The organism is Paucibacter sp. KBW04, from assembly GCF_003852425.1.
In the GTDB taxonomy this organism is placed as follows: Bacteria; Pseudomonadota; Gammaproteobacteria; order Burkholderiales; family Burkholderiaceae_C; genus Paucibacter_A.
This window is the reverse complement of record NZ_QAJN01000002.1, coordinates 328,564-350,590: the sequence shown is the minus strand read 5'-3', so window position 1 is coordinate 350,590 and position 22,027 is coordinate 328,564. Positions and strand designations below refer to the sequence as shown.

The 22,027-nt window shown below is 63.7% G+C and carries 24 protein-coding genes; 19 read left to right on the top strand and 5 right to left on the bottom strand.

What is annotated here, in order from left to right; all coding sequences use genetic code 11:
* Positions 1-9 precede the first annotated feature (9 nt).
* Positions 10-1,224, top strand: a complete 1,215-nt coding sequence (locus DBR47_RS05095) for an acetyl-CoA C-acyltransferase (RefSeq protein WP_197046876.1) — start codon at positions 10-12, stop codon at positions 1,222-1,224.
* 111 nt (positions 1,225-1,335) lie between these two features.
* Positions 1,336-2,100, top strand: coding sequence for an enoyl-CoA hydratase (locus tag DBR47_RS05090; protein WP_124447572.1), 765 nt, complete (start codon positions 1,336-1,338; stop codon positions 2,098-2,100).
* Between the two features lie 21 nt (positions 2,101-2,121).
* Here DBR47_RS05090 and DBR47_RS05085 read toward each other — a convergent pair whose 3' ends face one another.
* Together DBR47_RS05085 and DBR47_RS05080 are read right to left on the bottom strand one after the other, a co-directional pair.
* A complete protein-coding gene (locus tag DBR47_RS05085) occupies positions 2,122-3,285 on the bottom strand; it encodes an FAD-binding oxidoreductase (protein WP_124447570.1) in 1,164 nt (387 codons plus the stop codon).
* Positions 3,286-3,305: 20 nt separating this feature from the next.
* Positions 3,306-3,689: an acyl-CoA thioesterase gene (locus tag DBR47_RS05080; RefSeq protein ID WP_231512140.1), complete on the bottom strand. Its 384-nt coding sequence runs from the start codon at positions 3,687-3,689 to the stop codon at positions 3,306-3,308.
* Positions 3,690-3,816: 127 nt separating this feature from the next.
* Between DBR47_RS05080 and DBR47_RS05075 the strand changes: the two genes are divergently transcribed.
* Positions 3,817-5,634: an ABC transporter ATP-binding protein/permease gene (locus DBR47_RS05075; RefSeq protein WP_124447566.1), complete on the top strand. Its 1,818-nt coding sequence runs from the start codon at positions 3,817-3,819 to the stop codon at positions 5,632-5,634.
* Positions 5,635-5,705: 71 nt separating this feature from the next.
* On the opposite strand, the gene DBR47_RS05070 is transcribed toward DBR47_RS05075, so the two are convergent.
* On the bottom strand, positions 5,706-6,404 hold the full coding sequence (locus tag DBR47_RS05070) for a hypothetical protein (protein ID WP_124447564.1): 699 nt from the start codon (positions 6,402-6,404) through the stop codon (positions 5,706-5,708).
* Between the two features lie 224 nt (positions 6,405-6,628).
* Between DBR47_RS05070 and DBR47_RS05065 the strand changes: the two genes are divergently transcribed.
* From DBR47_RS05065 to DBR47_RS05025, 9 genes are all read left to right on the top strand, one after another.
* The gene (locus DBR47_RS05065; protein WP_124447562.1) at positions 6,629-7,570 is read left to right on the top strand and encodes a LysR substrate-binding domain-containing protein; all 942 of its coding nucleotides are present in this window, start codon (positions 6,629-6,631) and stop codon (positions 7,568-7,570) included.
* A gap of 182 nt (positions 7,571-7,752) precedes the next feature.
* A complete protein-coding gene (locus DBR47_RS05060) occupies positions 7,753-8,661 on the top strand; it encodes an amino acid ABC transporter substrate-binding protein (RefSeq protein WP_124447560.1) in 909 nt (302 codons plus the stop codon).
* A 118-nt stretch (positions 8,662-8,779) separates the two neighbouring features.
* On the top strand, positions 8,780-9,523 hold the full coding sequence (locus tag DBR47_RS05055; protein ID WP_124447558.1) for an amino acid ABC transporter permease: 744 nt from the start codon (positions 8,780-8,782) through the stop codon (positions 9,521-9,523).
* 76 nt (positions 9,524-9,599) lie between these two features.
* Positions 9,600-10,265, top strand: coding sequence for an amino acid ABC transporter permease (locus DBR47_RS05050; protein ID WP_124447556.1), 666 nt, complete (start codon positions 9,600-9,602; stop codon positions 10,263-10,265).
* A 54-nt stretch (positions 10,266-10,319) separates the two neighbouring features.
* Positions 10,320-11,054 carry an amino acid ABC transporter ATP-binding protein gene (locus tag DBR47_RS05045; protein WP_124447554.1) on the top strand — a complete coding sequence of 245 codons (735 nt, stop codon included), beginning with the start codon at positions 10,320-10,322 and terminating at the stop codon, positions 11,052-11,054.
* Positions 11,055-11,138: 84 nt separating this feature from the next.
* Positions 11,139-12,188, top strand: coding sequence for a dihydroorotase (gene pyrC / locus DBR47_RS05040; RefSeq protein WP_124447552.1), 1,050 nt, complete (start codon positions 11,139-11,141; stop codon positions 12,186-12,188).
* Complete coding sequence (locus DBR47_RS05035) at positions 12,173-12,949, top strand: DUF3025 domain-containing protein (protein ID WP_370454866.1); 777 nt, start codon at positions 12,173-12,175, stop codon at positions 12,947-12,949. Before pyrC ends, DBR47_RS05035 begins: the two co-directional genes overlap by 16 nt.
* Positions 12,950-13,051: 102 nt before the next feature.
* On the top strand, positions 13,052-14,458 hold the full coding sequence (locus DBR47_RS05030) for a serine protease (RefSeq protein WP_124447550.1): 1,407 nt from the start codon (positions 13,052-13,054) through the stop codon (positions 14,456-14,458).
* Positions 14,458-15,480, top strand: coding sequence for an FHA domain-containing protein (locus tag DBR47_RS05025; RefSeq protein ID WP_197046875.1), 1,023 nt, complete (start codon positions 14,458-14,460; stop codon positions 15,478-15,480). Before DBR47_RS05030 ends, DBR47_RS05025 begins: the two co-directional genes overlap by 1 nt.
* A 7-nt stretch (positions 15,481-15,487) precedes the next feature.
* Here DBR47_RS05025 and cysK read toward each other — a convergent pair whose 3' ends face one another.
* On the bottom strand, positions 15,488-16,417 hold the full coding sequence (cysK, locus tag DBR47_RS05020; protein ID WP_124447546.1) for a cysteine synthase A: 930 nt from the start codon (positions 16,415-16,417) through the stop codon (positions 15,488-15,490).
* Positions 16,418-16,578: 161 nt separating this feature from the next.
* On the opposite strand from cysK, the gene DBR47_RS05015 reads away from it, so the two are divergent.
* The 7 genes from DBR47_RS05015 to DBR47_RS04985 all read left to right on the top strand — a co-directional run bounded on the left by DBR47_RS05015 (position 16,579) and on the right by DBR47_RS04985 (position 20,641).
* On the top strand, positions 16,579-17,034 hold the full coding sequence (locus DBR47_RS05015; protein ID WP_124447544.1) for an SRPBCC domain-containing protein: 456 nt from the start codon (positions 16,579-16,581) through the stop codon (positions 17,032-17,034).
* Positions 17,035-17,094: 60 nt separating this feature from the next.
* On the top strand, positions 17,095-17,574 hold the full coding sequence (locus tag DBR47_RS05010; RefSeq protein WP_124447542.1) for an isoprenylcysteine carboxylmethyltransferase family protein: 480 nt from the start codon (positions 17,095-17,097) through the stop codon (positions 17,572-17,574).
* A gap of 90 nt (positions 17,575-17,664) precedes the next feature.
* The gene (locus DBR47_RS05005) at positions 17,665-18,180 is read left to right on the top strand and encodes an ArsI/CadI family heavy metal resistance metalloenzyme (protein ID WP_124447540.1); all 516 of its coding nucleotides are present in this window, start codon (positions 17,665-17,667) and stop codon (positions 18,178-18,180) included.
* On the top strand, positions 18,173-18,799 hold the full coding sequence (locus tag DBR47_RS05000) for a sigma-70 family RNA polymerase sigma factor (RefSeq protein WP_197046874.1): 627 nt from the start codon (positions 18,173-18,175) through the stop codon (positions 18,797-18,799). Before DBR47_RS05005 ends, DBR47_RS05000 begins: the two co-directional genes overlap by 8 nt.
* Before the next feature lie 119 nt (positions 18,800-18,918).
* On the top strand, positions 18,919-19,281 hold the full coding sequence (locus DBR47_RS04995) for a DUF2845 domain-containing protein (protein WP_124447536.1): 363 nt from the start codon (positions 18,919-18,921) through the stop codon (positions 19,279-19,281).
* Between the two features lie 182 nt (positions 19,282-19,463).
* Complete coding sequence (locus DBR47_RS04990) at positions 19,464-19,682, top strand: hypothetical protein (RefSeq protein ID WP_124447534.1); 219 nt, start codon at positions 19,464-19,466, stop codon at positions 19,680-19,682.
* A complete protein-coding gene (locus DBR47_RS04985) occupies positions 19,661-20,641 on the top strand; it encodes a GNAT family N-acetyltransferase (RefSeq protein ID WP_124447532.1) in 981 nt (326 codons plus the stop codon). The genes DBR47_RS04990 and DBR47_RS04985 overlap by 22 nt, the downstream gene beginning before the upstream one ends.
* 228 nt (positions 20,642-20,869) lie before the next feature.
* Here the strand turns inward: DBR47_RS04985 and DBR47_RS04980 are convergent, their stop codons facing one another.
* On the bottom strand, positions 20,870-22,027 hold the full coding sequence (locus DBR47_RS04980) for a branched-chain amino acid ABC transporter substrate-binding protein (RefSeq protein ID WP_124447530.1): 1,158 nt from the start codon (positions 22,025-22,027) through the stop codon (positions 20,870-20,872).

Sequence of the window (22,027 nt, the reverse complement as noted above, 5' to 3'; positions counted from 1 at the left end):
AAGAAGATCATGAGCAAACAAGTTCAAGAAGCCTATATCTGCGCCGCCACCCGCCTGCCCATCGGCAAGTCGGGTCGTGGTTACTACAAGAACACTCGTCCGGACGAGATGCTGGTGCGCGCCATCCAAGCCGCCTTGGCTCAGGTGCCAGGTCTTGACCCGAAGGCCATCGAGGACGCCATCGTCGGCTGCTCCTTCCCCGAGGGCGAGCAGGGCATGAATATCGCCCGCGTCGGTGCCGTGCTGTCCGGCCTGCCTAACACCGTGGGTGGTGTGACGGTGAACCGTTACTGCGCGTCAGGCATCACCGCTCTGCAGATGGCGGCCGACCGCATCCGTGTGGGCGAGGCCGAGGTGATGATCGCCGCCGGTGTCGAGTCCATGAGCATGGTGCCCATGGGCGGCAACAAGCCTTCGCTGTCGCCGCTGATTTTTGAGCGTGACGAGAACATCGGCATCGCCTACGGCATGGGCCTGACGGCCGAGAAGGTCGCCACCCAGTGGAAGATCAGCCGCGAAGCGCAAGACGAGTTTGCCGTCGAGTCGCATCGTCGCGCCCAGGCCGCCATCGCTGCCGGCCACTTCAAGGCCGAGATGACGCCGTTTGAGATCATCGAGCGCTCGCCCAATCTGCTGGACGGCTCCATCTCCGAGCGCCGCCGCATCGTCGAGATCGACGAAGGCCCGCGTGCCGACACCTCGATGGAAGGCCTGGCCCGTCTGAAGCCGGTGTTCGCCGCCAAGGGCAGCGTCACCGCCGGCAACAGCTCGCAGACCTCGGACGGCTCCGGCGCCCTGATCGTGGCCTCGGAAGCCGCGGTCAAGCGCTTCGGCCTGACTCCGCTGGCGCGTTTCGTCAGCTTTGCCGTGCGTGGCGTGCCGCCCGAAATCATGGGCATCGGCCCGATCGAAGCCATCCCCGCCGCTCTGAAGCTGGCCGGCATCACGGCCGCCGATCTGGATTGGGTGGAGTTGAACGAAGCCTTCGCCGCCCAGTCCCTGGCCGTGCTGAACGATCTGGACAGCAAGGGCATCGTGCTGGATCGCAGCAAGGTCAACCCCAATGGCGGCGCCATCGCCCTGGGCCACCCCCTGGGCGCCACCGGTGCTATCCGCGCGGCCTCGGTCATCCACGGCTTGCGCCGCACCGGCGGCAAGTACGGCATGGTGACCATGTGCGTGGGCGCGGGTCAGGGTGCCGCAGGCATCATCGAACGCCTGTGATCTGGCGCGCCTAGATCGCGTTTGAATGGAAGGCCTGATGCCCGTGCGTCAGGCCTTCTCTACATCCGGGACAATCGCATCCAAAGTTTGCATTCCGCAGGAGATATTTCCATGAGCATCAAGACCGCAATCGTCAACGGCGTGGCCAGCATCGAGATCGCCCGCCCCGAGAAGAAGAATGCCCTGACCCGCGTGATGTATCAGGCCATGGCCGATGCCTTGGTCGCCGCCAATAGCGACAAGAGCGTGCGCGCCGTGTTGATCCAGGGCCAGCCCGGCATCTTCACCTCGGGCAATGACATCGAGGACTTCATGAGCAGCCCGCCGCGGGACGAGGACGCCCCGGTGTTCCAGTTCATGCGCGCTTTGCTGAACTGCGAGAAGCCGGTGATCGCCGCCGTCAACGGCGCTGCCATCGGCATCGGCACCACCTTGCTCCTGCACTGTGACTTCGTCTATGTGGCCGACGACGCGCGCCTGGCCATGCCTTTTGTGGGTCTGGGCTTGGTGCCCGAGTTTGGCTCCAGCATCGTCGTGCCCCGCCTGATGGGCCACGCACGAGCGGCCGAGAAGCTGCTGCTGGGCGACCCCTTCACCGGCGCCGACGCGGTGGAATGCGGCATCGCCAATGCCGTGCTGCCTGCTGGTGAAGTCGTGAATCACGCCCGCCGCGTGGCCGAGCGTTTCAACACCCTGGCACCTAGCGCCGTGCGCGAAAGCAAACGCCTGATGCGCCGTCACAGCCATGAGCAGGTGCTGGAGACCATCAAACATGAGGCCGAAATCTTCGGTGCTCGTCTGCGCTCGCCCGAGGCCATGGAAGCCTTCCAGGCCTTTTTCCAGAAGCGCGCCCCGGATTTCTCCAAGTTCGAGTAAGCGAGGTCGCCGGCGTCGAGTTCAGATCACATTGAGCTCGACCACCGGCGTGTTCGCCGCGATCCGATTGGCGGAGAGCGGCGACAGATCCAGCGTTTGATAACGCCCCAACTCCAGCCACTCGGCCAGGCCCCGGCCCACGCCGGCGGCGTGCTGCAGGCCGTGGCCCGAAAAGCCACAGGCCAGCAGCAGATTGGGGCAGGTGTCCAGCGCGCCGACCAGACCGTTGTGGTCGAAACTATTCATCTCGTAATAGCCGGCCCAGGCGCGTGTGGGGCGCAGGGACTCAAAGCCCGGCACCCGCTCGGCCAGGGCGGGCCAGAGTTTTTGCTCGAACAGATCGGGCTCGGGCTCCAGCGGCAAATCGTCTTCGTCCGGCCCCAAGGGCGGCCCGCCGCAGATGAATTGATCGCCCTCGGGGCGGAACCAAAGCCCCGAGGGGTCGATGACCAGCGGGCAGCCTGCCGCCACTTCCGGGCTGCGAAAACCGTAAACGCTGCGCCGCTTGGCACTCACGGGCACGGCCAGGCCGGCCGTGGCGGCCAGCCGGCCCGACCAAGCGCCGCAGGCCAGCACATAGACATCGGCCTGCAAGAACCCGAGCGTGCTCTCCACCCCCGTCAGCGCACCGCTGCCCGGCTCCGTGCGCAGGGCGACTGCCTCGCCTTGCAGGTAGCGCACCCCGGCTTGAAACGCTTGGCTGCGCAGGCCTTGCAAAAGGCCCCAGCCGTCAAACCAGCCTTCACCGGAGCGCCCCCAACTGCCCAGGCTCAAGTCCTGGGTGGCCAGCCAGGGCCAGCGCTCTCGCAGCTGGGTAGGCTTGAGCAAATCGATGCTGGCGCCCTGGCTGCGCTGCAGGCTGTGCAGGGCTTCTTGTCGTGCTCGGCCCGCTGGGGTGGCCAGGTAGAGGTAGCCGCGCTCCTGCAGCTGCGCCTGGGGCTGAGCCCGCAGTGTTTGCAAGCCGTATTGCGAGAGGGCGATGTTCAGCGGCGTGCTGAACTGCTGGCGGATAGAGGCGGCGGACAGTGCCGAGGAGGCGCGGGCATATGTGGGGTCGCGCTCCAGCACGCTGATGCGCTCCGCCCAGCCGGGCCTCTGGCTCAGGGCTGCCGCCAGGGCACTGCCCATGGCCCCACCGCCCAGGATCAAGACGCGGGTCTTTGTGCTGGAGCTGAGGGCGTTCATGGGAGCGTTTAACTAAGAAGTTAGGCCTGCGCCTGTGCCTCTGCAAAAGGCCGTGGCTTGCCCTCGCGGTCAATCGCCACATAGGTCAGATTGGCCTCGGTCACCTTGACCACTTGTGGGTCCGCCGGATTGCGTTCGGCAATCACCTCCACATGGACGGTGATGGAGGTGCGGCCGATGCGGGTGACTTGGGCGTAGAAGGACAGCAGATCGCCGACCGAAACCGGCTGCTTGAACACGAACTCGTTCACCGCCACGGTGGTGACGCGGCCGCGCGAGACGCGGCTGGGCAGCACGGAGCCGGCCAAGTCCACCTGGGCCATGATCCAGCCACCGAAGATATCGCCATTGGCATTGGCATCGGCCGGCATGGGCATGACGCGCAACACCAGCTCGCGCGGCATGGCGGGGGAGGTAGCGGATGGCAGGTGACTGTTGTTATTGGAGGAAAGATCGCTGGTGTTGGGCATGAGCTAAGCCTGAGAGAATCAGCCTCCATTCTGAACGAGCCCAAGCGAAGCCAACAGCCACATGCGAAAAAGCCCTGCCATTGCCATGCCCAGCGGGCCCGAAGCGGCCAGCCCAGCGCCACGTGGCGACTGGCAGACGGTCCGCAAGCTGCTGCCCTATCTGTGGCGCTACCGCTGGCGGGTGGCCATCGCCCTGGGCTTTATGTTGTGCGCCAAGTTCGCCAATGTGGGCGTGCCCTTGTTGCTCAAGTCGCTGGTGGACAGCCTGGCCATCAAGCCCGGTTCGGTGCAGAGCATGGCCGTCGTGCCCCTGGGCCTGCTGTTCGCCTACGGCGCTTTGCGTCTGTCAACCTCGCTGTTCACCGAGTTGCGCGAGCTGATCTTCGCCAAGGCCACCGAGGGCACGGCACGCTCCATCTCCCTGCAGGTGTTTCGCCATTTGCATGATTTGAGCCTGCGCTTCCATCTGGAGCGCCAGACCGGCGGCATGACCCGCGATATCGAGCGCGGCACCCGCGCCGTGCATTCGCTGATCTCTTACTCGCTCTACAGCATCGTGCCGACCCTGATCGAGGTGGCCCTGGTGCTGGGCCTGTTGGCCATCAAGTTCGATGCCTGGTTCGCCTGGATCACCCTGGCTGCTCTGGTGCTTTATATCGGCTTCACCATCACCGTGACCGAGTGGCGCACCAAGTTCCGCAAGCAGCTCAATGAGCTGGACTCGGTGGCACATAGCAAGGCCATCGACTCCTTGCTCAATTTCGAGACCGTCAAGTACTTCAATAACGAGGACTTCGAGGCCCAGCGTTATGACGAGAGCCTGGAGAAGCTGCGCCGTGCCCAGCTGAAGTCGCAATCCACGCTCTCGCTGCTCAACACCGGCCAACAGCTCATCATCGCCACGGCCTTGGTGCTGATGTTGTGGCGCGCCACCGAGGGCGTGGTGGCGGGGCGCATGAGCTTGGGCGATTTGGTGATGGTCAACGCCTTCATGATCCAGCTCTACATCCCGCTCAACTTCTTGGGCGTGATCTACCGCGAGATCAAGCAAAGCCTGACCGATCTGGAAAAGATGTTCGGCCTCCTGGAGCGTGAACGCGAGGTGGCCGATCTGCCCGATGCCAAGACCTTGCAGGTGCAGGGCGCGGCCGTGCGCTTTGAGCATGTGAGCTTTGCCTACGACAAGGCGCGGCCCATCCTGCATGACGTGTCGTTTGAGATCCCGGCCGGCAAAAAGGTGGCGGTGGTGGGGCCTAGCGGTTCGGGCAAGAGCACGCTGGCGCGCCTGCTGTTCCGCTTCTACGACATCGACAGCGGCCGCATCACCATCGACGGCCAGGAACTGCGCAGCGTCACCCAGTCCAGCCTGCGCCGGGCCATAGGCATCGTGCCGCAGGACACGGTGCTGTTCAATGACACGGTGGCTTACAACATCGCCTACGGCCAGCCCGGGGCCACCCAGGCCCAGGTGGAGGCGGCGGCCAAGGCGGCGCATATCCATGGCTTTATCTCGGCCACGCCAAAGGGTTACGAGACCATGGTGGGCGAGCGTGGGCTCAAGCTCAGCGGCGGCGAGAAGCAGCGTGTGGCGATCGCAAGAACCTTGCTGAAGAACCCGCCCCTGATGATTTTTGACGAGGCGACCTCGGCGCTGGACTCCAGCAACGAACGCGCCATTCAAGCGGAGCTGGACGCCGCCGGCCAGAACAAGACGGTGCTGGTGATCGCCCACCGCCTGTCCACCGTGGTCGACGCGCATGAGATTCTGGTGCTGGAGGCCGGCCGCATCGTCGAGCGCGGGTCTCACGAGGCCTTGCTGGCCCAGCAAGGCGTGTACGCCCGCATGTGGCGTTTGCAGCAAAGCGGCGCAGCAGGCTGAGCGCGATTCCGAAAGTACCCAGCAAAAGGGCCGCGTATGCGGCCCTTTGCGCTCAAGCTTGGAGGTCAGGTTCAGGGCTTGCGTGACTTGGCTCGCCAGGCCATCGCGCCCAGGGCGGCCAAGCTCAGCGCCATGCTGCCGGGTTCGGGCAGGGTGCCTCCGCCGGATTGGCCCAGCAGGATATCGTCCAGATAAAAGGCCGAGTTGTTGCCGCTGATGCGGACCGAATGCGCCGTGCCGCTGAAATTGATGTCGGCCGTGCCCCAGTTGCAGACGAAGTCGGACAAGGTGGCGCCGGTATTGGGATCGACACAGGGGGCGGTGCTTGAGATGCCGCGCCCGCCCAACTGCTGGCCCTGGCCATTCAGCCCGTCAAAGACCTGCACCGAAGCACTGGCCGACAAGGACGCGAACAGCATGGAAAAATGCTCCGTGAAGCCGCCCATCACATTGAACACAAGAGAGGTATTGCCTTGCGCATCTTCAACGCCCGACATAAACAAGGCGCCGCGGGTGCCTGAGCCATAAATCGCTGGGTCGCGGAAGAACAGGCCTCCACCCAGGCCCCCACCAGGGGAGTCCGGCCAAGCGCTGGTGACGCTGAGGGCGCTGCTGAGGAACTGCACGTCCGCGCTATAGGGGTTGACGCCGCTCACCAGATTGTTGGTGGCGGTGGGGACGCCCTCGAAGTCCATCAAGAGGGGGGCGGCCTGCGCCGTCAAACTAGCACCCAGGCAAAAGCATGCGATCAGGGTTCTCTTTGCCAACATAGGTTAGCTCCGTGGTTTGCGGGGTTTGCGGGATCCGTCGGGCTGAATGTAGCCAGAGACTTTGTGAAATAGTGCATGGCTTACCCCTTCAATCAAGGGGGGTAAAGGGCGGATCCAGGGCAAACACGAGGCGGTTTGGCGCGACAGCTCGGTCTGGGCGAGCTTCGGCGGCGCTGGCTTGTGAGCCCACCGGTCGGCCCGGGCCGCCCGGCTACACTGCGGGCGTGGAGACCAAATGGTTTGAAGATTTCGTGAGCCTGGCCGAGACGCGCAGCTTTTCGCGCTCGGCGCAGCTGAGGCATGTGACTCAGCCGGCTTTTTCGCGTCGCATCCAAGCCTTGGAGGCCTGGGCGGGTACGGATCTGGTGGATCGATCCTCCTACCCGACTCGTCTCACCGGCGCCGGTGAAACCTTGCTGGCCCAGGCGGTGGAGATCCTTGGCAATCTGCAGGCCACTCGCAATATGTTGCGCAGCCACCAGGCCGCCGGCCAGGACATGATTGAGTTCGCCGTGCCGCATTCGCTGGCCTTTAGCTTCTTCCCGCATTGGCTGATGGATCTGCGCCAGCGCTTCGGTGCGTTGAAGAGCCGTCTCAATGCGCTCAATGTGCATGACGCCATGTTGCAGCTGAGCGAGGGCAATTGCGATCTGCTGATCGTGTATCACCACGCCAGCCAGCCCTTGCAGCTGGACCCCGAACGCTACGAGATGGCCTCCCTGGGCCAAGAGACGCTAGCCGCCTATGCCAAGGCCGACCCCAAGGGCCGGCCGCTGTTTCGACTGCCCTCGCAAGCCAAGGCCAAGGGCGCGGTCAGCCAGGGCGGCCCCAAGATTCCCTTTCTCAGCTATGCCTCCGGGGCTTATCTGGGGCGCTTGGTTGAGTTGATCGCCAAGGCCTCCGCCGTGCCGCTGAACCTTGACGCTATTTATGAGACCGATATGGCCGAGGGCCTCAAGGCCATGGCCTTGGAAGGCCACGGCCTGACTTTTTTGCCGGCCAGCTCGGTACAGCAGGAGCTGCGGGCCGGCCGCCTGGTGCAAGCGGCGGCGCCGGGTGAGTTTGAGCTGACCATGGAGTTGCGCATCTACCGCGAGCGGCCCGAGCTGTCTCGCCGCAACAAGCCTTCAGCCCTGGCGCTATGGGATTTCCTCACAGCGCCCTGATGTGCGTCATGCGCCCGGCGTCCTCATTTGTTTGACCTCGTTCGATCATCGAATTCGTGTAACCACTTATGTGGATAGTGCCATCCACGTGTTCTCCTTCGGTATCTGCAGCATGTCTTGCTGGCAAGTCTGTGCATACCTTTTTTCAGCGCTTATCCGCGCCCCTTTTTACTGGAGTGTTTATGAAGAAATCTCTGCTCGCCCAAACCCTCGCTCTGGCCCTGGCCGCCGCTGCCGTTGGCGCGGTGCATGCTGAAGACACCCTCAAAAAGATCAAGGACGCAGGTAGCGTGACCATGGGCGTGCGTGAGTCCTCCGGCGCCCTGTCTTACACCCTGGGCGATGGCAAGTACGTGGGTTACCACGTCGAGATCTGCCAGCGCGTGCTGGCCGATGTGCAAAAGAGCCTGGGCCTGGCCAAGCTGGACATCAAGTACCAGCCCGTGACTTCGCAAAACCGTATCCCCCTGGTGCAAAACGGCACCGTGGACATCGAGTGCGGCTCCACCACCAACAACAAGGCGCGCGAGAAGGATGTGTCCTTTGCCGTGACCACTTTTGTTGAAGAAGTGCGCATGGTCACCAAGGCCAACTCGGGCATCAACTCCATCAACCAATTGGCTGGCCGCACCGTTGCCACCACCACCGGCACGACCTCGGTGCAGACCCTGCGCAAGCATGAGCGCGCCTCCGGCCTGGACTTCAAGGAAGTGTTCGGCAAGGATCACGCCGACAGCTTCCTGCTGCTGGAATCCGGCCGTGCCGACGCCTTTGTGATGGACGGCTCCCTGCTGGCCGGCCTGGTGTCCAAGTCCAAGAACCCGGCTGACTACAAGATTGTTGGCGAAGTGCTGTCGGTGGAACCCATCGCCATCATGTTCCGCAAGGACGACCCCGCCTTCAAGAAGGCTGTGGACGACAGCATCAAGGCCATGATGAAGTCCGGCGAAATCAACAAGCTGTACGACAAGTGGCTGATGCAAGCCATCCCCCCGTCGAACACCAAGGTGGGTCTGGCCATGAGCGACAACCTGAAGGCCGCCATTGCCAACCCCAATGACAAGCCTGCCGAAGACTACGCCAAGAAGTGAGTCGCCGCGCTCGGCGCATTCGGAGCGGTAGTTTTGAACTGAACGCGTGAATCGAGCCGGAGCAAAGGCCGCCCGGGCGTTCCCGTGCGGCCTTAGTTTTTTGGGATAGGAGTCAGACGTGTCTACATGGGATTGGCAGGTGTTCTGCAAGAACACCATTGACGGGGAGGTGATTCCCAGCTGTTTCGGCAGCGGCGGAGATATCACCTATTTGAACTGGATGATGTCGGCCTGGGGCTGGACGCTGAGCGTCGCGGTGCTGGCCCTGCTGGTGGCCCTGCTCGTGGGTTCGCTGATGGGCATCTTGCGCACCACGCCCAACAAGGGCCTGGTCTTCATCGGCGACGCGTGGACGGAGACCTTCCGCAACATCCCGCTGCTGGTGCAGATCTTTCTTTGGTACCACGTGCTGCCGGCGCTGATCCCTGCCCTGCGCCAGGTGCCCAGCTTCATCCTGGTGGTGCTGGCCCTGGGCTTCTTCACCTCGGCCCGCGTGGCCGAGCAGGTGAGGGCGGGCATTCAGAGTCTGCCCAAGGGTCAGCGTTATGCCGGCCTGGCCATGGGTTTCACCCTGCCGCAGACCTACCGCTATGTGCTGCTGCCCATGGCCTTCCGCATCGTCATCCCGCCGCTGACCAGCGAGAGCATGAACATCATCAAGAACTCCTCGGTGGCGTTCGCGGTGAGCATTGCCGAGCTGACCATGTTCGCCATGCAGGCCTCGGAAGAAACCGCGCGCAGCGTGGAGATCTATCTGGCCGTCACGGCGCTGTACTTCGTCTCGGCCTTCTTCGTCAACCGGGTGGCCCTCTTCATTGAACACCGCATCCAGGTGCCGGGCATGATGGGAGCCGGCAAATGATGAGCCCCCACGTCACTTCGTTCCTGCCCCCCGAGGGGGCGCCAGCCTCCCTCGGGGCGGCCCAGCGGGAGGCTGTATGAATCTCGACTTTTCTTTCCTCAACTGGGGCGTCGCCTCCAGCTTCATCCTCAAGGGCCTGATCTTCAGCATCCAGCTGACCCTGATCGCGACCCTGGGCGGCATCGTCCTGGGCACCGTGCTGGCGCTGATGCGCTTGTCGGGCAAGAAGTGGCTGATTGCCCCGGCGGCTTTTTACGTCAACACCCTGCGCTCCATCCCCCTGGTGATGGTGATTCTGTGGTTCTTCTTGCTGATCCCGATGTTGATCGGCAAGCCCATGGGCGCGGAGCTGTCGGCCATCATCACCTTCACGGTATTTGAGGCGGCCTACTTCTCCGAGATCATGCGCGCGGGCATTCAGTCGGTGCCGCGAGGCCAGGTGGCTGCCGGTTATGCCATGGGCATGAGCTATGGCCAGACCATGCAGTTGGTGGTGCTGCCGCAAGCCTTCCGCAATATGTTGCCGGTGCTGATGGCCCAGACCATCATCCTGTTCCAGGACACCTCTCTGGTCTATGCCATCGGTGCCTACGACTTGCTCAAGGGCTTCGAGATTGCCGGCAAGAACTTCAACCGCCCGGTGGAAACCTACTTGGTGGCAGCCGTCGTTTACTTCGTGATCTGTTTCAGCCTGTCGATGCTGGTGCGTCGCTTGCAAAAGAAGATCGCCATCATCCGCTGATCAATTTGTTGCCGGTGCCTGCCTTTTGGCAGGCCACCGCGAGAGGAGTTTGCTGTGATTGAAATCAAGAATGTTTCCAAGTGGTACGGTCCCTTCCAGGTTTTGACCGACTGCAGCACCAAGATCGACAAGGGCGAAGTGGTGGTGGTCTGCGGTCCCTCGGGCTCGGGCAAGTCCACGCTGATCAAGACCGTCAATGCGCTGGAGCCCTTCCAGAAGGGCGATATCGTGGTGGACGGCGTTTCGCTCGCCGACCCCAAGACCAATCTGCCCCGTCTGCGCTCGCGCGTGGGCATGGTGTTCCAGCACTTTGAGCTGTTCCCGCACCTGAGCGTGACCGAGAACCTGACCATCGCCCAGATCAAGGTCCTGGGCCGCACGCCCGACGACGCCAAGGCCCGCGGCCTGAAGATGTTGGACCGTGTGGGTCTGTCGGCCCACAAGGACAAATTCCCTGGTCAGCTCTCCGGCGGCCAGCAGCAGCGAGTGGCGATTGCCCGAGCGCTCAGCATGGACCCCATCGTCATGCTCTTCGACGAGCCCACCTCGGCCCTGGACCCCGAAATGGTCGGCGAAGTGCTGGACGTGATGGTCAAGCTGGCTCAAGAGGGCATGACCATGATGTGCGTGACTCACGAAATGGGCTTCGCAAAGAAGGTCAGCAGCCGCGTCATCTTCATGGACGCCGGCAAGATCATCGAGGACTGCAAGCGCGAAGAATTCTTCGGCAATCCGGATGCGCGCTCACCACGCGCCAAGGACTTCCTCAACAAGATCCTGCAGCACTAAAACTCAGACTCAGCGTCAAATCAGGCGGTCCCATCGGACCGCCTTTTTCATGCCTGAATGCCGTCTCTGCGACAATCACAGCCCATGAACACGCCCCACGCTCAGCCCCAATCCCTCACTCTCACCCGCCCCGACGACTGGCATCTGCATCTGCGCGATGAAGCGGCTTTGCGCAGCGTGCTGCCCTACACGGCGGCGCAGTTTGCCCGTGCCATCGTGATGCCCAATCTGCGCCCGCCCGTCACCACGGCCGCCCAGGCCCAGGCCTATCGCGAGCGCATCTTGGCGGCTTTGCCGGCAGGCGCTAACTTCGAGCCCTTGATGACGCTGTATCTGACCGACCTGACCCCGGTCGAGGAGATCGCGCGGGCCAAGGACGCGGGCGTGGTGGCTTTGAAGCTTTACCCGGCCGGTGCCACCACCAATAGCGATGCCGGCGTGACCGATATCCGCAAGTGCTACAAAACCCTGGAGGCCATGCAGCGCGCCGGCCTGCCCTTGCTGGTGCATGGTGAGGTGACCGACCCCGAGGTCGATGTGTTCGACCGTGAGGCCGTCTTCATCGACCGGGTGATGACGCCGCTGCGCCGCGATATGCCCGAGCTGAAGGTGGTGTTCGAGCACATCACGACCCAGGAAGCGGCCGAGTATGTGATGAGCGCCGACGACTTCACCGCCGCCACGCTGACGCCCCAGCATCTGCTCTACAACCGCAATGCCATCTTCATGGGTGGCCTGCGCCCGCACTATTACTGCTTGCCGGTGCTCAAGCGCGAGCAGCATCGCCTGGCCTTGCTGAAGGCGGCCACCTCGGGCTCGCACAAATTCTTCCTGGGCACGGACAGCGCGCCCCATGCCTCGCAGATGAAGGAGAACTCGGTCTGTGGCGCCGGTTGCTTCACCGCCTTGTCGGCGCTGGAGCTGTATGCCGAGGCCTTTGAGTCCGCCGACGCGCTGGACAAGCTGGAGGCTTTTGCCAGCTTCAACGGCCCGGACTTCTACAACTTGCCGCGCAACACGGCCCAGGTGACCTTGGTCAAAGAGAGCTGGACTTTGCCTAGCGCCGTGCCTTTTGGCGAGGCCCAGCTCAAGCCCTTGCGCGGCGGCGAATCTTTGGCTTGGAAGCTGCGCTAAGTTCAGCGGACCTGGCCGCAGCGTTTGAGCAAACGCTGGGCCAGCCCTGGCTCCAAGCTTACCGGCCGCAGGGTCAGGTCTTGCTAGAGGCCCTGAGGCCTAGCGACTCGGTGGCCGAGGCCTTGAACCAGGCGCTTGCCCTGCGCGCGGTGCCGATTGTTCTGGCCGCCGGGCCTCTGCGCTTTGTGCCGCAAGAGCTTTTGCCTGAGGGCGAGGCTTACGAGCGCTTTGTGCACCGCACTGCCAGCGTGCCCACGCGAGACAACGCACACGATCTGCTCAATGGCCTGATCTGGCTGCTGTGGCCGCGTCTCAAAGCCCGGCTCAACGCCTTGCACATGAGTGAGCGCGGTGATCTGCGCGGCAGCACGCGCGGGCCCCTGCGCGATGCGCTCACCGTGCTGGATGAAAACGCGGCCTTTCTCAGCGCGCCCCAGCCCCTGTGCGAGGCCTTGCGGGCACGCGACTGGCAGCGCTTGTTTATTGAGTTACGCGATGATTGGCAGCAAGCCCAGCTGCTGCCTTTTGGCCATGCGCTGCTGGAAAAGCTGATGCTGCCGCGCAAGCCCATCTGCGCCCATGTTTTGATCCTCCCCACGCTGGACGAGGCCTCGGTTTGCGCAGCGCTTGACGATCCCGAATGGCTGGCGCGCAAACCTTTTGTGCCTTTGCCCGTACTGGGCGTTCCCGGCTGGTGGCCGGCCAATGAGTCGGCCGACTTTTATGCTGACCCCCAAGTGTTCAGACCGCCTCGGCTTTGAGTAGGGCAGGCTGAGCTAGCATGGCGCGCAACAAGATCACGGGAGCGCTTCTTGCACAGCCGCATCGATAGCAAAAGAAACACAAAGCCCGGGCAGGCCGCCATGGCCCTGGGCCTCATCTGTTTGCAGGCCTTGTGGGTCTTGAGTCTGGGCCAGCCTTGGCAGGCCTCGGCGCAGCCCCAGCCTGCCGCAGCGGCGGCCTCGGCAGTGCCGCCGCCCGCAGCCGTCTCGGCCACCGCCAGGCGCGTCTACGAGAGCGCCCGCTCACAGCTGCTGCAGATCCGCACACTCTTGAAGAGCCAGGACAGCCAGGCTTCGGTCGGTTCGGGCTTTCTGGTCAGCGAAGAAGGCCATGTGCTGACGAATTACCACGTCATCAGCCAGGTCGCGCTGGAGCCCGATCGCTACCGCCTGCGCTATGCCAGCACCGATGGCCAGGAGGGCCAGCTGGAGCTGCTGGACTTTGATGTGCGCCGCGATCTGGCCTTGCTGCGTGTGGTGGCGCCCAAGGGCGCGGAGCCGGGTCTGAAGAATCGCGGGAGCCTGAGCTTTCGTCCTGTGAGCCAGCCCCTGGCCAAGGGGGACCGCATCTATTCCATGGGCAATCCGCACGATGTGGCCTTTGCCGTGGTGGAAGGCAATTACAACGGCCTGGTGGAGCGCAGCTTTGACGCGCTGATTTACTACTCGGGCAGCATCAATGCCGGCATGAGTGGGGGGCCGGTGGTGGACGAGGCGGGGCGGGTGGTGGGCGTCAATGTCTCGGCCATGTTCTTTGCCCAGCAGATGAGTTTTTTGGTGCCGGGTGAGTACGCCCAGGCCTTGCTGGAGCGCAGCCGCCATGCCAAGCCCATCAGCCAGCCGGCCTGGGGCCGCTTGCGTGAGCAGTTGCTGGCCTATCAAGAGGAGCTGAGCACCCGCTTCATTGCCCAGCCCTGGCAGGCGCCGGCGGCTGGCAGTGCGGACATTTACCGCCTGCCGGTGCCGCAGGAGCTGTTCATGCGTTGCTGGGGGCGCGGCACGCCGGCCGACTCCAAGGGCCTGGAGTTCCAACGCTCGCAATGCCGCATGGAGCATGCGCTCTTCATCGACGGCCGTTTGCAGACGGGCTATCTGTCCATGAGCCATGAGGTGTATGACGGCGCCAAGCTGGGTCCGCTGCGTTTTGCCAAGCAGTATTCAGCCAGCTTCCGCAATGAGCGTCTGGGTCGGGACGATAAGGACCGCACGGCGCCTTTCTGCAAAGAGGAGTTCGTCTCTTCGAAGGAGGGCTTGCCCCTGCGTGCCGTGGTCTGCCTGCGTGCCTATCGCAAGCTGGCGGGCTTGCATGATTTGAGCGTGCTGGTGACTACGGTGGATGCTTCCACCCAAGGCGCTTTAGGCCGCTTCAACGCTGCAGGGGTGAGCTTTGACAATGCGCTGAAGTTGAGCGCCCATTATCTTGAGGGCTTTGGCTGGACGCCAAAGACCCCCAGCAACAGCAACAACAACAGCGGCGGAGCGAAATGATGACAGCGCAGCGCATCGGAGTTTTGGAGCTGCTGGGCCGCGAGGGACAGGTCTTGCGGGTGCAGCGCGTGACGCAATGGCCGCTGCGCATCGGCCGCTCGGCCGCCTGCGATTGGATTTTGGATGACCCCCATCTGGCCGCCGAACATGCGCAACTGGACTGGGCGGAGAGCGGCCCGCAGTTGCAGATGTTGGCCAGCCTGAATGGCGGCTGGCTGGGCGAGCGGCGGCTCCGGGCGGGTGAAGAGTTAGTCCTAGGCGATAGCGCTCAATTTCAGCTCGGCGCCAGCCAGCTGCGCTGGCGCAGCCTTGACGCGGCCTTGCCACCTGAGCAGCCCCTGGAGTCGCATCTGCACCGCTTGCAAGGCCAGCATCTGCGTCTGCGGCCCGGCATGCTTCAGGTGCTGGGCCTGTTGCTGCTTTGGTTGGCCATGTTAGTCGGCCAGCAATGGTCGCAACTCGACCCGGGTGCGCGCTGGATGGACTACAGCACGGCCGTGCTCGGGCCCTTGGGGCTCTTGCTGCTGTGGGTGGGTTTTTGCGCCTTGCTGACCCAGTTGTTCCGGCGCAGCTTCCCTTTTGCCGCCCATTTGCGCATTGCACTCAGCTTGCTGATCTTGCGCCTGCTTTTGGCGCAGCTGCTTCCCGCCCTGGCCTATGCCTTCTCCTGGCCCCGGCTGATGGTGCTGGAGGGCTTGACCGACACCTTCGGCCTGGCCTTGCTGCTGACTTGGCATGCCAGCCTGATCTGGCCGCGCCCGCGTGTTCTGCGCCGCATTGCCATTGCCATGCTGGCGCTGGTTTGCTTGGACTTGGGCCTGGACATGGCGCGCCGCCAGGAGCAGCAGTACTGGCTAGGCCCGGCCTACCTCAGCGCCTTGCCGCCACCGGCCTTACGCCTGGTTGAGCCCAAACCGGTGGGCGAATTGATGGAGTCCTTGCGCCCGCTGGAGGCCGAGTTGGCCGCCCAAGCCAAAAAGGAAAACGACCAGGCGGGCGTCAGCGTCGAGCTGGAGGATTAGGGCCTCATCAAGCCGGCAGGAAACCTTCGATCGACAGATAGCGCTCGCCCGTGTCGTAGTTGAAGCCCAGCACGCGGGCATTGGGCGCCAGCTCGGGCAGCTTTTGCGCGATGGCGGCCAGGGTGGCGCCGCTGGAGATGCCCACCAGCAGGCCTTCCTCGCGTGCGCTGCGGCGGGCGTACTCACGTGCCGGTTCGGCATCGACCTGGATCACGCCGTCCAGCAGGTCGGTGTGCAGATTTGCCGGGATAAAGCCCGCGCCAATGCCTTGGATGGGGTGGGGGCTGGGCGCGCCGCCGCTGATGACGGGCGAGGCGCTGGGCTCCACCGCGAACACTTTGAGATTGGGCCAGGCTTTTTTCAGCACCTGGGCGCAGCCGCTGATGTGTCCGCCCGTGCCCACGCCGGTGATCAACACGTCCAGGCCTTCGGGGAAGTCGTTCAAGATTTCCTGCGCGGTCGTGCGCACATGGACGGCGACATTGGCCGGATTTTCGAACTGCTGCGGGATCCAGGAACCTGGGTTCTGTGCCTGCAATTCCTGGGCGCGGGCGATGGCGCCCTTCATGCCCTTCTCACGCGGAGTCAGATCGAAGCTGGCGCCATAGGCCAGCATCAGGCGGCGGCGCTCGACCGACATGCTGTCCGGCATCACCAGGATCAGCTTGTAGCCCTTGACGGCGGCCACCATGGCCAGGCCCACGCCGGTATTGCCCGAGGTCGGCTCGATGATGGTGCCGCCGGGTTGCAAGAGGCCACGGGCTTCAGCGTCCTCCACCATGGCCAGGGCGATGCGGTCCTTGATCGAGCCGCCGGGGTTGCTGCGCTCGGACTTGATCCAGACCTCCTGGCCGGCGGTCGCGACGCCCTTGAACAGGCGCTGCAGACGGACATGGGGGGTGTTGCCAATGGTGGCGAGGATGTTGTTGGCTTTCATGTTTGTGCTCTCCTGCGGGTGGCTGCAATGACAGATCCAGATGTTGGGAATGGTAGCGTGTGAGCCTCGCAATCCAGGGAAAGCCTGCGCTGACGGTGCGCTCGCCGGTCATTAGCATGAAGCAGATCGAAAGTGCGGGCCTCGCAGCAAAGGAGCCATAAATGAGTGGGACGACGGTAAAAAAGACCTTGCAGTTCTCGGTGCAGATCCAGGCCGCGCCTGAGCGAGTCTGGCAGATGCTGCAGGATGATCAAGCTTATCGCGACTGGACCTCGGCTTTCTGCGAGGGCTCTCACTTTGAGGGCGCATGGGAGGAGGGGGCGGCGATTCGCTTTCTGTCGCCCAAGGGCGATGGTATTTGTGCGGAAATTGCGCAGAGCCGCCCGCCCGAGTTCTTGTCGATCCGCCACTTGGGTGAGGTTCAGGCGGGCATTGATGTCACCGAGAGCGCGGAGGTGCGCGCCTGGGCGCCGGCCTATGAGAACTATCACTTCCTCAAGCAGGTGGACGGCACGGAGTTGCGCGTGGTGGTGGAAACTTTGCCCGATTTCGAAGCCTATATGCAGCGGACGTTTCCCTTGGCATTGGGCCGCTTGAAGGCGCTTTGCGAGGCTTAGAAAACTCGATACTTGAGCGCCGAACCACCCTAGAACCTCGGCTCACATCCGTCCTGAACCATGGACCCAGTCCCTGTTTTCAATCGCCTTGAGTTAAGAGTACCGCCGCTGCTGCTGGTGCTGGGTTTTGCCCTTGTGATGGCGCTGCTGGACAGCACCTTGCCGATGTTTGAACTGAGCCTGCCCTGGGCCCAAGGCCTAGGCCCGGTGTTGATGGCTTTGGGCGCAGCTTGCGCGGCGGCCGGTGTCTGGGCCTTTCGGCGCGCGGGCACGACGGTGAACCCGACGCGGCCCGAGACCAGCCGCGAGGTGGTTCGCGAGGGCATCTATGCCTACAGCCGCAACCCCATGTATCTGGGCTTCGCGCTGGCGCTGTTGGGTTGGGCCTGGCTGCTCTCGCATGGTCTGGCCTTGGCCTTGCTGCCGGGCTTTGTGCTTTATATGAATCGCTTTCAAATCTTGCCCGAGGAGCGCGTCCTGGCCCGGCATTTCGGCCCTGCTTACGACAGCTATCAGGCCCAGGTGCGGCGCTGGATCTGAAGGGCAAGACTCTTTTTTGCAACCTTTGAGCCGGGCTTACGTCTAAACGGGGGCATCAGTTTCGATGCGACCCAAAAAAAGGACCTCGCCATGAAACGCTTCCATGTTCACGTCGCCGTTGACAACCTGGGCGCCAGCATCGCCTTCTACAGCCGGCTCTTCGGCCAAGCCCCCGCCAAGCAGCGGGAGGACTATGCCAAGTGGATGTTGGACGATCCAGGCCTGAACTTCGCCATCTCCTCGCGTGGGCACAGCACGGGCGTGAATCACCTCGGCTTCCAGGTCGACTCCCGTGAGGAACTGGAAGGCTTGAAACGCCTGGCCGAGGCTGCCGCCGGCGAGGCCGATGTACTCGATCAGGCCGATGCGGCCTGTTGCTATGCCCGCAGCGAGAAGCACTGGACCGTGGACCCGCAAGGCCTGGCCTGGGAGCATTTCCACACGCTTGAAGAGGCGCCGGTGTTCGGCCAGGACACGGCCAATCAAAGCGGCGCTTGCTGCATCCCCTTGAGGGCCGCGGCGGCGGATGGGCCGCAGGCCAAAAGCCCATGCTGTCTGCCCCTGCAAGCGGATGGCGCTACTGCCGAGGGCGCTTGTTGTGGCTGATGCGGCGCCGCAGCCCGAGAAGGATCTGGCGGCCGCCTTTGCCAGCCTGCGCCAAGGCATGCGAGCCTTTGTGCGCAGGCGTGTGGCCGACCCGGCCTTGGTGGACGATCTGGTGCAGGAGGTTTTTCTCAAAGCCAGCGTGGCGCTCCAGGGCGCGCATGCGCCGCGTCATCTGCCCGCCTGGCTGTACGCGGCCTTGCGCAGCGCCCTGGCCGATCACTACCGGGCGGCGCGCCCGCAGTTGCTGGCGCTGGATGAGATGGAGGCGGACGCGTCTTCGAGCTTGAGCCCGGCCGCTGCGCAGGAGCAGCAGCCCGAGTCGGCCCACCAGCAGTTGGCCGAATGCTTGCGGCCCATGCTCTTGCAGCTGCCAGCCATCTACCGCGAGGCCTTGATCGCCAGCGACTTCGAGGGCCGCCGCTTGGCCGAGGCGGCCGCCGCCCAAGGCATCAGCCTGGCGGCCATGAAGAGCCGGGTGAGCCGGGGCCGCGCATTGTTGAAGACCAGGCTGCTGGCTTGTTGCGAGCTGGAGTTCTCGCAAGGCCTCGTCAGCGACTACCGGCGCAAGCGAGGCGCGATGCGCGCGTGCAAGGGGAATGGCTGTGCAAAACCTGCCTAGAACGGCGTCTGAAGCTGACTTTTAGCTGCAGCAGCAATTGCGGCTAGAGTCATAGCCATCCGCTGCGGCCCTCACTCCAGCCGCCGGAACAGGTCCCCACCTACCGTGTTTGCAAGACGATGAGAACCCAACTGCAATCTTTCATGGCCCTGCTGGCCATGCTTGCCTTGACCCAGTCCTTTTCCGCCGAGGCCCAGACGCGCTCCTTCCGTTGCAAGAACGATCTGGTCAATCTGGGCGACGACAAGGCCTCGGCCGCGCTCAAGTGCGGGGAGCCGGTGTTCAAGGACTCTTTTTGCAAGCCGGGTGAAGCCGGGCCTGCGCCGACTCCGACGCCAGCGCCTGAGCAGCCGCGCCGTCCCCAGGTCTGCGAAACCGTGGACGAGTGGACCTACAACCCCGGCTACGGTCAGTTCATGACCACCTTGCGATTCGAGTCGGGGCGCTTGGTCAGCATTCGCTATGGCGAACGGGTCAAGTAAGTTGGTGACCAGCGGGGCTTGAAACCGCCGCTGTCAGTTGTTCCAACGCAGGTCTGGGTCCTCACTTGCGCCTTCACATTGATTGAAGGCGCTGTCTGGCCATGAGCGATGGCGTCGGTGGCGCTCGACCGAGAGGCAAAACATTTGAGACAAAAAATACAGAAAGACATGGGAGCTAGGGCATGAAATCAAAGCAGTGGAAGGGTGTGGTTTTGCTCGCGATGGGCGTGGCCGGCTTGAGCTTGGATGGCTTTAGCTATACCCAGAGCACGGCCGTTCTGTCGCAGGCCTCGGTGACGCTGACGGTGCGTCAGATGGGGACGATTGCCGTGCCGCTGTGGGCCAGTGTGGCGGCGCTCTTGCTGGGAGGGCTTTTGTTGTGGACGGGGCGCCAACGGTGACCCCGGCTTTCAGCATTCAAGCCGCGCAGCTTGAGGAGGCGCAGGAGATTTGCGTGCGCCTGCAGCGCTTCAACCGCGAGACCGGCGGCCTGAGCTTTCAAGCGCTCTGGCTTTCTGCCCGCGACCCGGCCGGCGCTTTGCTGGGCGGCGTGGTGGCGGACTTGTGCCTGGGCTGGCTGGCGGTGGAGGCCCTGTGGGTGGATGAGGCGGCGCGCGGCCAGGGCCTGGGTCAGGCCTTGTTGGCGCAGGCCGAAGCGCAGGCGCTAACGCAGGGCGCGCAAGCGGTGGTTCTCGACCGCTTTGCCTGGCAGGCTCAGGGCTTTTATGAGCGGCGAGGCTATCGCGTCTTTGCCCGTCTAGAGGACTTCCCCGCCGGGCAGCCCCGCCTGTTTTTGCACAAGCGTTTGCGAGCAGACCTGCAGAGCCAGGCGCGCTCTGAGCCTGAAGCGGCGATTCAGATCAGCCCGGCCCTGCCTGCAGACGGGCCCGCCCTGCGCCAGATGTTGGAGCTGTATCAACATGATTTATCCGATATCTGGGATCAGGACCTGGACGAGCAGGGCTGCTTTGGCTACGCCCTGCCCGGTGAGACGGCGGAGCGCGGTCGGCGCGCCTATCTGCTGCGGGTGAACAGGCGCTACGCCGGCTTTGCCTTGCTGAGCCAAAGACTCAAGGTGGCTGGCGCCCTGCGATCAGGCCAGGCAGAGCAAGAGGGCTGCTGGATGGAGCAGTTCTTCATCCTGAAAAAGTACCGGCGCCAAGGCCTGGGCCAGCAGCTGGCGCGGGCGGTGTTCGCGGCTCATCCGGGCTACTGGGAGGTGGGGCAGATGTTGAACAACCACGCGGCTCAAGCCTTTTGGCGGGCCTTGATCGGCGAGCTGACTCGGGGGCGCTTTGTCGAGCACGTGTTGCGCGGCAGCGCGTGGGAGGGTTTTGTGCAGTGCTTTGATTGCAGCTAGGGCAAAAAAAGAAGCCCGATCACCTGAGCGGTGTCGGGCCGGCCAGCAAGACCTTTGAGCGCCTTGGCCTAATGCCGAAGTTCATGGGCACCGACCTGCTGGAGCACGCTCTCCCCATGCCCAGCAGGTCGGGCCATGAACCCGGTGTCGAAGGTGCAGCCGCTGCCTGAATTGCGGCCGCCCACCGGCATTGTTGGAATCTTTGTTGCTCTTCCTCAGCCTGCGTGATCAGCGCACCACAGCCAGTTGCTCGCGGGCGCCGGCCTTGTAGGTGTAGAGCGTCAGGGCGCCGTTCTTGATATCGCCCTTGGCGTCGAAGCTGATGGTGCCGGTCACGCCTTTGTATCCCTCGGTCTTGGCCAGCACCGGCAGGTATCTGGCGGGCTCGGCGGAGCCGGCCTTGACCATGGCCGCGACCAGCACGCCCACAGCGTCGTAGGAGTAGGGCGCATAGACCTGCACTTCCAACTTGGTGTTGGCCTTGAAGCGGGCGCGGAAGTCTTCCATCGCTTGCTTCTGGCTGGCGTCCACACCGCCGGCTTCGGCGCAGAAGACCTGGCCATCGCCCATGGTGCCGGCGGCCAGCTTGGGCAGCTCGGCGGTGCAGATGCCGTCGCCGCCGATCAGCTTGGCGTTCAGGCCTAACTGCTTCATCTGGCGGATGATGGGGCCGGCCACGGCGTCCATGCCGCCGAAGAAGATGATGTCGGGCTTCTTGGCCTTCAAGCTGGTCAGGATGGCGCTGAAGTCGGTCGCCTTGTCATTGGTGAACTCGCGGCCGATGATCTTGCCGCCCGCGCCCTTCACGCCTTTCTCAAACTCGTCGGCCACGCCCTGGCCATAGGCCGTGCGGTCGTCGATGACGGCGATGGACTTGCCCTGCAGGTCCTTGGCGGCGTAGCGGCCCAGGGTGCCGCCCAGATGCACATCGTCGGCCACCACGCGGAAGGCGGTCTTGTAGCCGTTGCGGGTGTATTTGGGGTTGGTGGCCGAGGGCGAGATTTGCGGGATGCCGGCGTCGGAGTAAATCTTGGAGGCGGGGATGGTGGTGCCCGAGTTCAGATGGCCCACCACGCCGTTGACCTTGGAGTCGGCCAGCTTTTGCGCGGCTTGCGTGCCTTGCTTGGGATCGCCGGCATCGTCCTCGCCCAGCAGTTCCAGCTTGACCTTTTTGCCGCCGATGACCACGCCCTTGGCATTGAGTTCATCGATGGCCATGCGGGCGCCCAACTCATTGTCCTTGCCCAGGTGGGCGATGGCGCCGCTGGTCGGGCCGACGTGACCGATCTTGACGACCAGGTCTTGGGCCGAGACGGTTTGGGCGGCCAGCAAGGTGGCAGCGCCCAGCAGGGACAGGGTGAATGAGGTCTTGATTTCTTGCTTCAT

Coding starts and splice junctions, on each gene's coding strand:
- DBR47_RS05015 (WP_124447544.1), top strand. CDS start 16,579: ATGAGTGGGACGACGGTAAAAAAGACCTTGCAGTTCTCGGTGCAGATC.
- DBR47_RS05085 (WP_124447570.1), bottom strand. CDS start 3,285: ATGAACGCCCTCAGCTCCAGCACAAAGACCCGCGTCTTGATCCTGGGC.
- DBR47_RS05080 (WP_231512140.1), bottom strand. CDS start 3,689: ATGCCGCGCGAGCTGGTGTTGCGCGTCATGCCCATGCCGGCCGATGCC.
- DBR47_RS05090 (WP_124447572.1), top strand. CDS start 1,336: ATGAGCATCAAGACCGCAATCGTCAACGGCGTGGCCAGCATCGAGATC.
- DBR47_RS05010 (WP_124447542.1), top strand. CDS start 17,095: ATGGACCCAGTCCCTGTTTTCAATCGCCTTGAGTTAAGAGTACCGCCG.
- DBR47_RS05070 (WP_124447564.1), bottom strand. CDS start 6,404: ATGTTGGCAAAGAGAACCCTGATCGCATGCTTTTGCCTGGGTGCTAGT.
- DBR47_RS05060 (WP_124447560.1), top strand. CDS start 7,753: ATGAAGAAATCTCTGCTCGCCCAAACCCTCGCTCTGGCCCTGGCCGCC.
- DBR47_RS05075 (WP_124447566.1), top strand. CDS start 3,817: ATGCGAAAAAGCCCTGCCATTGCCATGCCCAGCGGGCCCGAAGCGGCC.
- pyrC (WP_124447552.1), top strand. CDS start 11,139: ATGAACACGCCCCACGCTCAGCCCCAATCCCTCACTCTCACCCGCCCC.
- DBR47_RS04980 (WP_124447530.1), bottom strand. CDS start 22,027: ATGAAGCAAGAAATCAAGACCTCATTCACCCTGTCCCTGCTGGGCGCT.
- DBR47_RS05005 (WP_124447540.1), top strand. CDS start 17,665: ATGAAACGCTTCCATGTTCACGTCGCCGTTGACAACCTGGGCGCCAGC.
- DBR47_RS05050 (WP_124447556.1), top strand. CDS start 9,600: ATGAATCTCGACTTTTCTTTCCTCAACTGGGGCGTCGCCTCCAGCTTC.
- DBR47_RS04990 (WP_124447534.1), top strand. CDS start 19,464: ATGAAATCAAAGCAGTGGAAGGGTGTGGTTTTGCTCGCGATGGGCGTG.
- DBR47_RS04995 (WP_124447536.1), top strand. CDS start 18,919: ATGAGAACCCAACTGCAATCTTTCATGGCCCTGCTGGCCATGCTTGCC.
- DBR47_RS05030 (WP_124447550.1), top strand. CDS start 13,052: ATGGCCCTGGGCCTCATCTGTTTGCAGGCCTTGTGGGTCTTGAGTCTG.
- DBR47_RS05095 (WP_197046876.1), top strand. CDS start 10: ATGAGCAAACAAGTTCAAGAAGCCTATATCTGCGCCGCCACCCGCCTG.
- cysK (WP_124447546.1), bottom strand. CDS start 16,417: ATGAAAGCCAACAACATCCTCGCCACCATTGGCAACACCCCCCATGTC.
- DBR47_RS05025 (WP_197046875.1), top strand. CDS start 14,458: ATGACAGCGCAGCGCATCGGAGTTTTGGAGCTGCTGGGCCGCGAGGGA.